The organism is Peptostreptococcus sp. D1, assembly GCF_900112955.1.
GTDB lineage: Bacteria > Bacillota > Clostridia > Peptostreptococcales > Peptostreptococcaceae > Peptostreptococcus.
This window is the reverse complement of record NZ_FONP01000004.1, coordinates 140,448-156,464: the sequence shown is the minus strand read 5'-3', so window position 1 is coordinate 156,464 and position 16,017 is coordinate 140,448. Positions and strand designations below refer to the sequence as shown.

The following is a 16,017-nucleotide window of genomic DNA, read 5'->3' as shown; positions in this document are numbered from 1 at the left end:
ATAGGTTAGAGGTGTAAGTGCAGCAATGTATTTAGCTTACTAATACTAATAGATCGAGGACTTGACCAAGAAATAGATGGAAGCTAATATATTCGGTTTTGAAGGTACAATCACATCATATTTATATGGTGATGTATAAAAGCTTCAATTAAATATGTGGTTATTATAGCGAGGAGGATACACCTGTTCCCATTCCGAACACAGAAGTTAAGCTCCTTAGCGCTGAAGGTACTTGGTGGGAAGCTGCCTGGAAGAATAGGACATAGCCACGTGATTGGCTCTAGTTTATGCTAGAGTTTTTTTCTGCGACACTATTGTGTAATAAACAATAGTGTGTTATACTTAGTAATATACAATACATAGTAGTTTTAAAAATATAACTACGAGAAGCGATAAAAAGATAGTAATAAAAAGAATAAAAACTAATAAAAACTAATAGAAACTAATAAAAACTAATAAAGAGTAGTAATAGAGGTGAATATAAACACATTTCTAAAGAGTTGCGATTATAGACTCAACTTAAAACCGTGAAATATATAATAAGGTGGTGAGATATTTGAATACACAATTCAGGAAGGGTGCTTTGGAATTATGTGTGTTGGCGATGATCTATTATAAAGATATGTACGGTTATGAAATTGTTCAAAATATTTCCGAGAGTATGGATGTAAATGAGGGAACCATTTACCCTATTCTCAGAAGATTGACAAAGGAGAAATATTTTGAAACATATATGGTTGATTCTAGTGGTGGTCCTGCTAGAAAATACTATAGCTTAACCGAATCTGGAATAGAGTTTTTGAATCAACAAAAGAAAGAGTGGTATGATTTTGTAAAAGGTGTAGATTTGATTTTAAGGAGGGGGATTGATGGTGAATAGTATGGAAAGAATAATGAATAAAAAGGAATTCTTATCCGAATTGAGATTAAACTTGAGACAAACATATAGTAATATTGATGAAAAGGAAATTGAGGATATAGTCAGAGATTACGAAGAGTATTTTACCGATGGAATTATTGAAGGGAAAAGCGAGTTGGAGCTGGTAGATTCTCTTGGAGATCCCAAAAAGATTGTAGAAGAAATGGATATATACGATAGAGATGATGTGCGTGATAGAAATGATATGTACACTAGAAACGATATAAATGATGGAATAATCACCGACAAAAGATTTCAGGTAGATTTAATATTTCATGGTTTTATTAGATTTTTTGAGAAAGTTGCTCTTGCGCTATTCGATGTAATATATTTTCCTGTCGTTGTCTTTAGTGCTTTGTCTATAATTGGTGTTGGGTTGTTCATGTTGCTGTTTATGCCATACTTGTTTGCAGCTTACGAAATTATTGGGGAAATTAAGTTTTTTGCATTATTTCCGATGTTAACGATTGTTTCTGTCCTAATTTTGGTTGCAATAGCAGGGTTTTATTTAGTTAAGCTTGGTGTTTTTATTAATAAAAAAGTATATGGATATATTTCTCGTAGTACAAAAATAAAGTAGTAGAGGTGAGACAGATGAAAAAGATTTCTATAATTGCGTGTTGCTTACTGATTGTAGGTATTGTTGGATCGATTTTTACGGTTGACTCCGCAGTAGATAAGGTTAATTTATATATCGAAAAAAAGAAGAATGAGCTAGTGGTCAAGGAAGATGCTCTAGACACTGACAAAGCTGTCAAATTGATAAAGCTGAATCTTTTTAGCGATAATGATATTTCACAAAGAACTATATTGAACATAAAAAAATCTAATGATAATAGGGCGATTGTAAAGGTGGATTCTAAGGTCGGAAAAGAAGTGTTTACAGCCAATGTAGATAATGGTGTATTAACTTTGGGTGTAGATGAAAAGAATAAAATGCTGAACCTAAATATAGATGCTCTAAATAATAATTATAGAGCAGAAAACAATGATCACTATTTTTCGTTGATAAAAAACACAAGAGAGGCAAAGGAAACTGTAAAAAGTGCTCTTGGTTTGGCTGCCAGTCATGGTGCAAAGATTAAAAAATATTGGTTGAATATAAGTGTGGACGATCCATATTTTGATGATAACTCTGGTTACGAAAGTGATATAAAAAATAGGGAAAAATACGAAAAGGTTTATAATGTTGTCGATGTGTATTTGCCGACTTCTGTCAATGTAGATTTGGCATCCATTAATGGCTTCAATAGTATTGGTGGAATAAACATTGATAAGGATATGGTGAAAAATTTCTCTATATCTGACAATGTGTATATTCCTTCTATAATGAGAAAAATCAATTCTGAAAGCAAAATAGATAGATTTGAAGTAAAAAATAATAAGGCTGTATTGAATTTCAATTATGAGAATGAATATTCATTTGATGATGATGGAGATTCTTCACAGCATTTTGATAATAGCTTGAAAATTAAAACATTGGTGGTAAATACTGCCTCAAAATCCTTGATTGAGTTAAACTCTAAAGGTAAAAAGGTTGCTGATGAAATTTTAGTAAATGTGGACGAAAAAATAAAATCAAGCGACTCTGATATTCGATATGATGAATATGAGAAGATAAATAGAGAGGAAGCCATTCTTGAATCGGTTAAAGGAGAAATATCTGCTCATTTATCGAGACTTCAGAAGTTAAATTCTGAGAGTGATGATGAATCTTATGATGATGATTTGGATCAAATGGAAGCTGATTTGAGTGATATTGAAAGCAATAAGCTTGGCAATGTTTCTTTTTATGATAATATAAAGGCAAAATCAGGTGATAATCAAGATATTAAGAATTTGATCGATATATTCAAAAAAGATGAAGCTCATTTTAATACAAACTTAAAAAATAATAGTTATAATGGAGCTTCAACTGTTAACTCAGATTTTGATATATTTATTGTCGCTGGAAAAGGAGTATCTGATACTATTAAAATCAATTCGGCAAATCATAGAGCAAAATTATTTGTTGTGGATGGCTTTAATCCGAATTTGAAAATAAGCACAACTGATGAGCTTGATTTAAAATATATTTTATATAGAAAGATTTCTAATGATAAGATACTTCAGAGGATAAATGATAAGAAATATGATGGAAGCTTAAGACACTTGATTTATTCAGATAATTCTAAGACTGTGGAGAACCCTAAAATTGAGGTTGATGCAAAGAGCTTGAGAATTGTCGATTAGAGAGCTGATTACTCTGGTCCTTCTATGGAAATATTCCATAGAGGGATCTTTTATTTTGTGAGAATAACTAAAAGACACTGAATTTATTATGTCCTATTATTAGATTGTTTGTTTTTATGATATAATTGTATTAGCAGTTTCGTGTATCGATTACAATATTTTAAAAGAATTTTTATGGTGGTTTTAATGGAAAAAAGTGTTTTGAATAATAATATGACAAAAAATAATATTGATGATTATTCAATTATTGAGGATGTAAAATTGTTTTGGTCAATTTTAGAAAATGGAATATTTCCAAAGGTTTTGTCCAGAGATTTATCGATTTCTCTCTTATGCAAAATTATCGACGAGAGAAGAACCTTTGACGGATATTTCAAAATGGTAAATGCAAGCAACATAATTATTGCGAATGAAGTATTCGAGGTGATGAGTAAAGCTGTACATCAAAATATTCCTGTCGAGGCAATTTCTGATAGAATATTGAGATTTAGAGTTTCAAAGAGAGATCAACAGACATATGTTGATATGAAGAACGTAATAGTGGAATATCGGTCTATTCTGAAAAAGAATAAACTGTTCGATAGGTTGCTTATGATCGAATTATATTTTCAAAAACTATCTGGAATGAATCAATATGTTGAATATAGAAAAAAACTCGATACAGTTGGTTTAGATATAATGAAAATAGATGATATCAAGGACAATCAAAAAAATCTTGATATGCTTAATCTTAAAGATACAGGTACGGTCGATTGTAAGAATACTGATACTGTTAGTAAAGAAAATAATGATATACAAAGTAAAAAAAATATTAATATAAGATATGATACTTTTTTCGATATGCTCAGAGGCCTTGAATCACTTGTATCTGAGCTTATAATTGAGAAAAAAATAAATGCTGGAGATATTTGTGTTGTCGTGCCAAAGCTGACTCCTTTTTATTATGATACGATGGTAGATGTATTTGAAAAGAATGGTATTAAAATTGATTTTGCCGGTATTGTAGATGAGGTGGGAAAGACAGACATAGGTCGCTTTGCAATCTCAGTTTTGGCTATAAAGAATAACTGCATATTTTTGGTTGATGAACAGGACAAAGTATTGCTTACAAAGATTTTTAATGATGGGTTGAGTTATTTTGATATAAAGGAAAATCTTGAAAATTATTTTAAAGCCATTGTTGACGAAATTTGCTCATCTGAAATAGAAAATAATTCTGAATTTCTAAAATTTATTTATAAAAAGTATTTTGAAGAAGATGAAATTGGAATTAAAACTATTGAAAAGATTTCAAAGCTGCTGAAAGAGTACGAAGTACTTGATATTCTTGGAGGCTTTGAGCTTTATTTGAAATTTATCAAGGAGAGCATTTCGATATTTTCTAGTAAAAAGAGAATTTCCGAAAATATTGCCATGGATTCAGTGTTATTTATAGATATTGATAATTTGGTGGAGTATAAGGTTATCAGAGATCACTATGTTTTCTTTGATGCCTCTTCTTCTGTATATGATATTAGGGCTGAATCTCTATTATCTACAGAGTTGGCTTTTTTTGATGACAAAACTCTATCAAATATAGATGACAATAATTTGGTACAAGTGTATAACGATTATATGGAGTATTTTACGAAATTGAAGGTAGATAGCTTTTTAGATTTAATAAACGCAAGCTGCACGAATATAAATACCTACATTTTGGAATCTGATTTATCTATTTCTGGATTTTCACAGGATAATATATTTAGAGATATTTTGATGGATTATATTTAATATGCAGGAAAAAGTATTTAGTAATATTTTGATAGATTGTATTTAATATACAGGAAAAAGTATTTAGTAATATTTTGATAGATTGTATTTAATATACAGGAAAAAGTATTTAGTAATATTTTGATAGTTAATATATAATATCTAATATATAGAATAATGTATTTAATTATAGATTACAGATTATAGAAATAAATGGATAGGTTATAATGATAAATGCTTGTTGAGAGGTATGATGGTTTATGAGTATTGTATACAGAAAAGATCAAAAGAAAATAATGGAGTACACTTCTGGTACAATGGGAATCCAAGCTGTACCGGGTGCTGGAAAAACTTTTATTATTACGAATTTGGTAGCGAAATTATTGGGTAATATGAGCTCCAAGGGGGATAAGCGAAAAATATTGGTTTTGACCTATATGAATTCTGCTGCAAATAATTTCAAGTCGAGAATTAGAAAAATATTGAGTGATAATGAAATATCCAGCAATAATTTCGAAGTTATGACTATTCATTCTCTTGCAATGAAGATAATCAAGGAAAATTCAAATTTGGCGTTGATTGAGGATGAATTTGAAATAATAGATGATATAAAAAAAGGAATCATTATTTCCGATTCCATAGAAAAATTTAGAGAAATTGACGATAATGATAAGAAGCTAACTTTTTTCATCAGTAAAGAGAAAAGAGATAATAAAAAGTTTATCGAAAAATGGGAAAAGGAGTTTAATTTTCTAGTAAGGGATTCAATACGCCTACTTAAATATGCAAATATAGACGATGGAAAGCTGAGGGAGATAACATCTTCAAGCTATAGGGGGATATTGACTCTAATTTCGCCGATATATTCGAGCTATCAGGAGAGTCTAAGATTAGAAGGATATCTGGATTATGATGACATCCTTTTGATGGCGTACAATATTTTGGCAAATAATCCCTGTATTGCAAAAAAATATCAGGAGAAGTATCTGTATGTTTTTGAGGATGAATGTCAGGATTCCAATTTGATTCAAGGAAAGATAATCGACATTATTGCAGATGGTAAGAGTAATAGAAAAAAATCATCGAAAAATCTGGTTAGAGTAGGTGATGTCAATCAGAGTATTACAGGTACGTTTACAGGCTCAAATCCAAGACATTTTATTGATTTTTGTTCAAATGCAGACCGTTCCTTTAATATGAACATGGCTGGTCGAAGCTCAAGGGATATTATTGATTTGGCTAATAAACTGGTGGAGTTTGTAAATGATGATGAGGATAGTCTTTACTATGGCTCTCTTGAGAATTTGTTTATTGAAGAGGTTGAAAAAGGAAAGGGATACAAGGAAAATCCGAGTTCAGATGAATATTTGATAAATGCGAGCAGTGTGTCAAATGGCTCCGAAGAGCTGGATAAGATCGTAGCTCTTTGTAATTATTACAAGGAAAAGTATCCTAATTTTTCCTTAGGGATTTTAACCTTTTCAAATTATGAGGTAGATGCAATTTCTCAGAATTTGGAAGCGAGAGAAATTACTCATGAGAAGATAGGCTCAAATCCAAAGCATAGAAAAAAATTGATTAGTGATATCGGCAGAATTTTGGAATTTTTAATATTCCCTACAAGGACTGAAAATTTTATAGAAATTTTGGATAATTGCTTTTTACAAAGGCTGGAAAGCATTGAGCTGAGTGATGAGGATAAAACAAGTATATTGGGATTTTTTGGAGAATATTTAAATTTGAAATCTAGCGAATCTTCCAGCTCAATAGAGCTGAAGCAGTCGAGTCTAAAATTTAATGCTGATAAATTGTACTCCAATATTGAAGGCATAGTTTATTCACTGGATAAGCGAAGGGATTTTTTTAGGAGCTTGTCTATTAGGGTAGATGATATGATTGAACACGCATTTTTTAGAAATTTTGATAGATTTTTAGATGGTGTGAAGGATATTTGTGAGCATTCTCAATCCGATTTGGGAAAATTGATCAAATTTATTTGTTTTTGTCTCAATCTAAGTGATGAGGAAAGGATGCTGTCAAAGTATATTTTTTTCTATATTTATAGACTAACAAGGTTTGAAAATATAGATTTAAATAGTTTATTGCCATATTTTGACAGTAGGTACTCAAGAGTTTTTGACAGTGCTATAGCTGGAATTTACGATGTGGGTGAAAAGGAAATTGAGCCAGGCAGTATAACGGTCGCAACCTTGCACAAATCAAAGGGGCTTGAATGGGATGCTGTAATAATTACTGGAATCAATGACAGTGAATTTCCTTCAAAGCTGACTGATTATTTTAGGATGGATAGAAAGTATTTGAGAGATGATTACAGGTATCCGGAAGCATTTGTAAATATGGAGATAGAAAATATTTTGAATGGATTATCACAGGATGTAGGGTATTTTGAAATTGGTCTGAAAAGGGATTTGGTTGCTGAGAGAGTTAGACTGCTGTACGTCGGAATAACGAGAGCAAAGAAAAGTCTATTTTTGCTAAATTCGAGACAGAAATATATTGAAAGCATCAGCTTAAACCTGACAAAAAAAGATTCTGAGTTTTTTGTTGAATTAAAACGTAAAATAGATGGTGTTAGAGGTAGAATTAGAAATGATTGATGACAAAGTAGGTATTGAGAATAAAAATGAGACAAATATAAATGATTCGTCAGTCGACAATAAAGACATGGAAAGAGAAAAATTATTGATGGTTGATGAGAAGCGTTTGGAGTATAGATTAAAGAATTTGGTGTTTAGTCAAAATTTATTCAATACGTGGAACAGGAGTAAAAGAGAGTTTTTTGAAAAGTATATAATGGATATCTTTTGGAGTGATGATTCTGACAAGGATAGACAGTTCGAGGAAAAAATGACCTTTGGACGTGATTTTCATACACTTTGTCAGAGAGTTTTCATTGGTATACAGCCTTTTACGTCTGAGGATCTGTCCAACGGTTTGATTGAAGGCTCTCAGGTTGAAAATTTAAGAAAGATATATCGGCTGAAAAAAAAGTACGAAAATACTTATGGCGACAGGGTTAAGTTTTTTCCAGAGTACAAAATGACACTGGATAATGGAGTTTTTGTCATTTATGATTTATTGATTCTCATTTTTAAAGACTTGAGTAATTCAGAGCTTGAAAGGATTGATATTTGGGATTGGAAGACCGAGGGAAAAGAGATTAGAGAAATGGATGCAAATAGGAAAATGCAAACGGTTGTATATCTTTATGCCTGCGGAGAGGGAATTGGAAAAAATATAGATAAAGCGAATATTTCAATGCATTATTATCAGCCTCATTTGGATAATAATGTAGTTGTAAAATATTCGGAGCAAAGACATATGGAGTATGGCGAATACATTGTAAAAACTATAAAGGAAATTCAGGAGAATAGAGTATGGGAATAGGCTTTGTAATAGGAAGAATGGATTGTAACAAAACTGATAAGCTGTTGGATCTTTGCTTTGAGGAAGCAGAAAAATTTGATGAAAAGCCGATTTACTATCTGGTTCCTGAAAAGTATACCTATGAGATAGAAAAGAAGCTAAGTGATAGACTTCTCTACAATAAAGATCCGTATTTTAGAATAAGAGTCGTCAGCTTTTCCACACTTGGAAATATTGTGTTTACAAAGGCAGGTGGTCTAAAAGAAAAAAAAATAAGTAAAAGTGCGAGAAGTATGATTGTATGCAGGGCTGTGGATTCTGTGGCTAGTGAACTGAAGACATTTAAAACCTCAAAAACTGGAATAGGCATTGTAGGTAAATTGCTGGATATGATAATAGAGCTTAAGCAGAATAATATGACAGTTCAGGATTTGCAGGCTATGACTAGAAAAGCTGATGACGAGGCGTTAAAGTGCAAATTATCAGATATTTCAAAAGTATACGAGGCATATGAAAATTTAATTGAAAACAAGTATTTCGATACAGAGGATGTCTATGGAGTGCTGGCTAGAAAGATTTCACAGCTAGAGGAATTAAGTGGTGCTACTATTTTTGTCGATGAGTATACTGGCTTTACGCCACTACAGTATGATATTATCGAAAATTTGGCAAAGATTTCAAAGAATATGTATTTTTCCTTAACTACAGATCTAAAAAGGCTAAGCTCAAAAAATGGAGTATTTTCAAAGACTAATATTTCATATTTAAAAATAAATGAAATCTGTAGGAGAAATAAAATACCACGACTAAAAGATATAAATTTGAACTGTTTAGAAAATAAAAATATTGATGATAAAATTATTGATAACAAAATTATAGAAAATGAAATTGTAAATAATAAAACTTTAAATAATAGAATTGTAAATAGTAAAACTCTAAATAATAGAACTGTAAATAGTAAAAATGTAGATAATAATGCTTTACTACATTTAGAGAAAAATATTAGTGAATTTAGACCTAGGGTTTTTTGTGAAAAATGTGATTTACCAATTAGAATTGATGAATTTGGAAACTATTATGATGAGGTGGATTTTGTACTAAACGAAGTCGAAAGGCTGGTAAAAAAGAAGGGCTTTAGATATAACGAAATCACTATATGCTCAAGAAATATGGATACGTATTCACACATTATCAAGGGGGTTTTTGAGAAAAGTGGAGTAAATATTTTCCTTGATGAGAAAATTTCAGCGAAAAATAATCCATTTATAGTATTGATTTTTTCGATATTGAATATGAAGAAAGAAAATTATTCCTATTCCTCTGTTTTTCAATATTTGAAAAGTGGTCTTGTAAATATTGATAACGATTCTGTTCATAAATTGGAAAATTTTGTGCTGGCAAATGGGATAAAGGGCAGGAAGTGGTTTGATATTTGGAAAGACAAGGTCAGCAGAAATGTGGAAGCAGAGGATGATAAGGCAGCTTTAGAAAAATTGTCAGAGGAAATTAACGATATAAATAGAGTCAGAGAAAGTGTCATGACTCCAATATCAAATTTGAGTGAAAAGCTGAAGGGGAGAAATACTGTTGCAGAAATTTGTAAATATCTTTATGAGTTTACATTAGAGATTGAATTACCTCAAGCTCTAGAAAAAATAATTGCTGATTTTGAGTCCAGAGAGGATTTGTACAAGGCAAAGGAATATGCTCAGGTATGGAATATTTTTGTGGAGATGCTTGATGAGCTTGTGGAGTTTATGGGTGATGAAAAAATTGGCATTGAAAAATTTATCAACTTAATGGAAAGCCATATTTCAGAAATTGAGTTAGGTATAATACCTCCAGCTAGAGATCAGGTTCTCGTTACAAGCATTGATAGAATGAAAAATCCAAATACAAAGGCTCTGTTTATACTCGGTGTAAATGATGGTATATTCCCATCGACTGTAAGCGACAATGCCCTGATTAGTGATTATGATAAGGAAAAGCTGAATAAGAGTGGTGTTGTATTCGACTCAAATTTTGAAAGTAAGGTCTATGATGAGCAGTTTCTTGTTTATAAGGCGATGAGTTCATCCAAGGGCTTGCTATACATATCTTATCCTCTTGCAAGTCTGGAGGGGAAATCACTTAGACCGTCGTCCTTGATTAAAAAGCTGGGTGGAATATTTCCTACTCTAAAGGTTACTACTCATGTTATAGATGCTTTCAATACTGTAAATCTTGAAGCTATGGATAAACATAAGATGTTTGAATTGCTGATAAGGAATATAAAAAAAGTTGAGGAAGACAACTCATGGAAAAGTGTTTTTTATTTCTTTTACAATGATTCTGATTATAGAGAAAAGCTGATCAAGGCATACAGAGCAAAAAACTATTTTAATAGTGCTGGAAAACTGAGCGTTTCTATGGCGAATGAGCTGTATAATAGCCGAAGCTATAGTGTGTCAAGGCTTGAAAAGTATTCATATTGCCCGTTTTCGTTTTTTATGACATATGGTTTAAAGGCAAAGGAGAGGGAAATATACTCTTTTTCGCCATTGGATTCTGGTACTTATTCTCATAAAATTTTGGATGAGTTTTCAAAGAATATAGCCAAGGATGGTTTGGATTGGAGAGATATCAGTGAAAGCTATATTTCAAATCAGATAGGCATAATAAGTGAAAGTATATTTGAAAGATCTGGAAATTATATTTTAAATACATCTGAAAAATATCGATATTTTGCGAGAGGTATAAATTCAAGACTTGAAAAGAGTATTTCTAGAATGATTAGACAGATTAGAGAGGGCGATTTCAATCCAAATAGTTTTGAGGTTGAGTTTGGATTCCTTGGAAAAAATTCGATTCCACCAATAGTGGTCGATCTGGATGATGGTAAAAGTATCAAGCTACGTGGAAAAATCGACAGGGTAGATATTGCTGAAAAAGATGGTGAAAGATATTGCTCTGTGATAGATTATAAATCATCTACTAGAAGTATTGATTTGGATAGAGTATACAATGGATTACAGCTACAGCTGTTTGTCTATATGAATGCCATTACGGGATTGAATAAGAATAAAAAAATGAAGCCGGCGGGTCTTTTCTACTCAAATTTTAATAGCAAGATAAGTAGAATTGAAAATCATAGTGAGTATATGAATTTGGAGAGTAAGGATTTTGTTGATAGAGATTTATCTGAAAATTTATTGAATGGATTGGTTATTAAGGACAGAGATGTGGTAAAGCTATTCGATAAAAAGCTTGAAAATAATGGGACAAAATCTAAGGTTGTTTCAGTTCAAATGACTAAGGATGGAAGGTTTAATTCAAATAGTAAGGGCTTGACCATAGATGAGTACGAAATTGTTGACAGGTTTGTCATTGAAAAATCAAGGGAAATTTGTGAGGATATTTACTCTGGAAATATTGATATTATGCCAGCGAAATTTTCGAATAGTGTGCCCTGCGATTATTGTGAATATATTTCAGTTTGTAGGTTTGATGATAAGCTAAAGGGCAATCGATACAGATATATTTCAAAATTGGTGAGCAGAAATCAATATGATGATATTTTGGCTCTTATGACTAAAAAGCTAAGGGAGGAAGATTGATGGCTACTAAGTGGACAAAAGAACAAAGAGAGGTTATCGACAGTAGAGGAAGTAATCTTCTAGTAGCTGCAGCTGCTGGTTCTGGAAAAACAGCCGTAATGATAGAGAGAATTATTCAATTGGTAATAGACAAGGAAAAGCCTATTGATATAGACAAGCTATTGGTCGTTACGTTTACCAGAGCCGCTGCTGCCGAGATGAAGGAGCGTGTTGGAATTGCAATCGAAAAAGCATTGGATTCAGATCCGGAAAACGAGCATCTTCAAAGACAGGCGATTCTTCTCAGCAAGGCAGATATAACTACTATAGATTCTTTTTGTGGAAAAATTGTAAGAGAGAACTTTCACGTTATCGATTTGGAGCCTGATATTAAGGTTGCTGACGAAACAGAGATAGGGATTATTTCTGCAGAGGTTTTGGAGGATTTACTTGATGACCTATATAATTCTCATGATGAAGATTTGTTGAAGATATTTGAATGGTATGGAAATAAGAATGGCGACGAATCACTTGGAAATCTGATGATAAAGATAAATAGGTTTGTGAGTGCATTTCCATATCCGGAGAAATGGCTGGAGGACAGTGCGGAGTTTTTTAACAATGTTGGAAAAGATGAGAAGTTTTATATAGATAGCTATCTTATTCCGACTGCAAAAGACGTATTTTTGATTATAAAATCTAGAATTAGAAAGATAAAAGAAATCGTCGATATAACTGATGAAAACAAAGATTTGGAAAAGATGCATCTAAATGCAGTGAATTTGTTTTCAGGTGTAAAATCAGTTTACAATGCATTGAAGTCGTTTTTGGAGCTAGAAAATATCGAATCTTGGAACAATGTCGGAAAATCAGTATATGAGTATAAAAATTATGTTTCTAATTTTATTAATTTTAGGGCATCGAAGAAATGGTCGGAAGAGTCAAGCTCTATATATTCAGAATACAAGGACGTCTTTAAAAATATCAAAAATGAAATGGAAAATAGCATTAATGATTTGAGTATTGAGCTGAATGTATTGATTGATGAGCATAATAGAGTGTATCCGTATATGAGATCTCTTTCAAACCTGGTTTTGAAATATCGTGAGGCTTTTAGCTATAGGAAAAGGTCATTGGGAATAATGGATTTTGCAGATATCGAAAGCTTTGCACTGAAAATTTTATCTGAAAAAGATGAAAATGGAAAGATAGTTCCATCAATGGTTGCCAATTCATATAAGGATTTGTATGAAGAGGTTTTTACTGATGAATACCAAGACAGCAATATGATTCAGGAGGTAATTTTGTCATTGGTTTCTAGCTGTGATTATCCAAATAGATTTATGGTAGGTGATGTAAAGCAGAGTATTTATAGATTTAGGCAAGCTATGCCCGAAATTTTTATGAATAAATATGATACCTACAAGACTGGCGATAATGCTGGCGAGGATAAGAAGATATTGCTGTACAATAATTTTAGAAGTAGAGCGGAGGTTTTGGAGGGATGTAATCATATTTTCAAATCGATAATGAAGAAGGAAACTGGAGAGCTGGACTATACTGATGATGAAAGGTTAAATCCGAGTGCGTTTTTCGAGGAATTGAGCTCTGAGGTATCAGGTCATTGTGGTGGTCCTATTGAAATATATTTGTCCGAAAAGAAAAAAAATAATTCAGAGGCAGATGAGGAAAAAGATATTGAAAACAGTGTGCCAGAAAATCAGGACAAAGCGAATATATCCAAAATTGTAAAGGATTATTCGGATAATGAAGCTGTTGAAGAAGATAGCGACAATGAGGATTTGACTAATTTTGAGATTGAAGCAAAGAATATTGCAAATATCATATACAAGATGGTAAATGAGAATAATGATAGCAATTTTATGGTATTTGATAAAGCTACAAATGAATATCGTAGAGTTGAGTATAGGGATATAGTTATTCTGATGTCAGCTCTAAAGACAAAGGCGAGTATTTTGGAAGAAAAAATGTACGAGCTTGGAATCCCGACTTATTCTGATCAATCTTCGGGCTATTTCTCAACTTTAGAGGTCAGCACGATTGAAAACTTACTGAGGATTATCGACAATCCAATGCAGGATATACCACTCTTATCAGTTTTGAGATCAGAGATTTTTGAGTTTGATGCAAATGAGCTTTCAAGGATTAGATTGCATAACAGGAATGGCGATTTTTATCAAGCATTAAAGGAAGTAAATGATAATTTAGAAGAATTTGATGCTGATGAGGGCTTGAAAAATAAGATAGCTCATTTCTTCAGTTCTTTAGAGAGATATATTGAAAAATCTGTATTGTTGCCGGTTGATGAATTGATTATGTATCTTTATGAGGACACAAATTACTATAACTATGTAGGTGTCTTGGAAATGGGCGAACAGAGACAGAATAATTTGAAGCTACTGTATGAAAGAGCAAGACAGTTTGAAGGCTCATCATTTAGAGGTATTTTTAACTTTATCAACTATATTGAGAGATTGAAAAACAAGTCGGTTGATTTGGGTGAGGCAAAAAATGTGTCTGATGATGCAAATTTGGTGAGAATAATGAGTATACATAAGAGTAAGGGCTTGGAGTTCCCTGTAGTAATTCTGGCTAATGCCGATAGAAGGTTTAAGCTAAACCAAGACGACAGTAATCTTTTTCTTCATTCTAAATATGGATATGGTCCTACTGTATTTGACATTGAAAATAACGTTAGCTATAACAGCTATATCAAAAATAGAATAAAGAGTACACATAGGAATGAGATGTTGGCGGAGTCAATGAGGTTACTTTACGTTGCTATGACTAGAGCTAAAGAGAAGCTAATAATCACAGGAGGTATTAAAGCCTTTGTGAATAATGAGCTACCGAAGTGGGAAAGCTTCCAAACTGATGAGGATGGTAACCTTGATAGCTATGAGATATTGTCAAAGAACAGTTTCTTGGACTGGATTATGCCAGCTATTGTGAATTTGGCACAAAGAGATAAGTTTATTAATGTGTATGGAGAAGAAATGAAATATTTGGGCTATGGTGATTGCAAATGGTCTATTGGTGTATCGAACAATGTAGATATAGTTGCTGAAAATAAGAATTTGATAGAGAATCATCGCAAATTGGTTGAAAATGTCATCGAACGTTTGAATGAAAGTAATTCGGATATTAAAGCAGGAGATGTTGATAACGATGACTTAAAGAAAAATGATACCCATAAATATAGCATTGAGGGAATTGAAAGCATCAAGTATTATATTGAGGGATCTGAAATCGATAAAGCTGATATTGAGGTAGCTAAAGATATAAAAATTGATAATAATATAGTCGAAATATTGAAGAATAATTTTAATACTTCATATAGGTATGAAAGCAGTTCAAGCAAGCCGTCTAGTATATCTGTTTCCGAGATTAAAAAGATTTTCGATGACGATGAGGAATATCATGAAAAATATTTCAAGCAGAGTAGAAATATAGATTTTAAGGTGCCTAATTTTATGCATACTGCACAAGTTGGTGTGGAATTTTCTTCTAGTGAAAAGGGTACAATCTTCCATCTTGTAATGCAGCTGTTGGATTTTGCTAGGTTCAAGGATATTTTGACAGATAATGCGAGACTCAGATGGGAAATAGAAAATCAAATAAAGGCTTTAGTAGGGAAAAAAATACTGTCAACTGAAGAGGCGAACACGATTAATGCTACAAGGATAGTAAAATTTATTAGGAGTGATATTTTTACGCAAATATTAGATGCTCAGAGCAGGGGAAGGCTATATAGAGAAAAGGCAATCAACTATAGCATTCGTGTAAATGAATTATATCCGCAAGAAAATATCAATGATAATGAGAGGCTGATGTTGGTTGGTATTATCGACTTATTTTTTGAAAATAGAAATGGAAAGCTTATATTAATTGACTACAAAACTGATTATGTTGACGAAAATAACTTAAGTGAAGTTGTTTCAAGATATAAAATTCAATTGGAGTATTATAAAAAGGCGATTGAGGATATATCTGGAAAAGAGGTCGAAAGCAAGTATATATATTTATTTGGGATAGGTGAATTAGTTAAAATCTAAGCTATTGCAGCTGTAAAAGTAGTGAGCTTAGATAAGTTAATTTATTGATGAAATAAGATAATGCCAATAATTAAGATAA

The 16,017-nt window shown here is 32.0% G+C and carries 8 protein-coding genes and 1 rRNA gene; all 9 read left to right on the top strand.

From position 1 onward, the window contains the following. Positions 1 to 155 precede the first annotated feature (155 nt). Positions 156 to 272, top strand: a 5S ribosomal RNA gene (rrf, locus tag BM120_RS05080). Positions 273 to 547: 275 nt separating this feature from the next. Beyond that, entirely contained in the window at positions 548 to 880 is a 333-nt protein-coding gene (locus BM120_RS05075; protein ID WP_418889363.1) for a PadR family transcriptional regulator, read from the top strand. Then, a complete protein-coding gene (locus BM120_RS05070; RefSeq protein WP_091993803.1) occupies positions 870 to 1,499 on the top strand; it encodes a DUF1700 domain-containing protein in 630 nt (209 codons plus the stop codon). Before BM120_RS05075 ends, BM120_RS05070 begins: the two co-directional genes overlap by 11 nt. 14 nt (positions 1,500 to 1,513) lie before the next feature. Further along, positions 1,514 to 3,151: a hypothetical protein gene (locus BM120_RS05065; RefSeq protein WP_091993801.1), complete on the top strand. Its 1,638-nt coding sequence runs from the start codon at positions 1,514 to 1,516 to the stop codon at positions 3,149 to 3,151. A 186-nt stretch (positions 3,152 to 3,337) separates the two neighbouring features. Beyond that, on the top strand, positions 3,338 to 4,921 hold the full coding sequence (locus BM120_RS05060) for a hypothetical protein (RefSeq protein ID WP_091993800.1): 1,584 nt from the start codon (positions 3,338 to 3,340) through the stop codon (positions 4,919 to 4,921). 239 nt (positions 4,922 to 5,160) lie between these two features. Next, positions 5,161 to 7,518: an ATP-dependent helicase gene (locus BM120_RS05055; protein WP_091993798.1), complete on the top strand. Its 2,358-nt coding sequence runs from the start codon at positions 5,161 to 5,163 to the stop codon at positions 7,516 to 7,518. Then, positions 7,511 to 8,308: a PD-(D/E)XK nuclease family protein gene (locus tag BM120_RS05050; protein WP_177187372.1), complete on the top strand. Its 798-nt coding sequence runs from the start codon at positions 7,511 to 7,513 to the stop codon at positions 8,306 to 8,308. Before BM120_RS05055 ends, BM120_RS05050 begins: the two co-directional genes overlap by 8 nt. Next, entirely contained in the window at positions 8,299 to 11,883 is a 3,585-nt protein-coding gene (locus tag BM120_RS05045) for a PD-(D/E)XK nuclease family protein (RefSeq protein ID WP_091993795.1), read from the top strand. Before BM120_RS05050 ends, BM120_RS05045 begins: the two co-directional genes overlap by 10 nt. After that, entirely contained in the window at positions 11,883 to 15,938 is a 4,056-nt protein-coding gene (locus BM120_RS05040; protein ID WP_091993794.1) for a UvrD-helicase domain-containing protein, read from the top strand. Before BM120_RS05045 ends, BM120_RS05040 begins: the two co-directional genes overlap by 1 nt. Positions 15,939 to 16,017: the final 79 nt, after the last annotated feature.

Excerpts from the sequence above, each read along its gene's own strand:
- BM120_RS05040 (WP_091993794.1), top strand. The coding sequence starts at position 11,883 with ATGGCTACTAAGTGGACAAAAGAACAAAGAGAGGTTATCGACAGTAGA.
- BM120_RS05060 (WP_091993800.1), top strand. The coding sequence starts at position 3,338 with ATGGAAAAAAGTGTTTTGAATAATAATATGACAAAAAATAATATTGAT.
- BM120_RS05070 (WP_091993803.1), top strand. The coding sequence starts at position 870 with ATGGTGAATAGTATGGAAAGAATAATGAATAAAAAGGAATTCTTATCC.
- BM120_RS05055 (WP_091993798.1), top strand. The coding sequence starts at position 5,161 with ATGAGTATTGTATACAGAAAAGATCAAAAGAAAATAATGGAGTACACT.
- BM120_RS05045 (WP_091993795.1), top strand. The coding sequence starts at position 8,299 with ATGGGAATAGGCTTTGTAATAGGAAGAATGGATTGTAACAAAACTGAT.
- BM120_RS05065 (WP_091993801.1), top strand. The coding sequence starts at position 1,514 with ATGAAAAAGATTTCTATAATTGCGTGTTGCTTACTGATTGTAGGTATT.
- BM120_RS05050 (WP_177187372.1), top strand. The coding sequence starts at position 7,511 with ATGATTGATGACAAAGTAGGTATTGAGAATAAAAATGAGACAAATATA.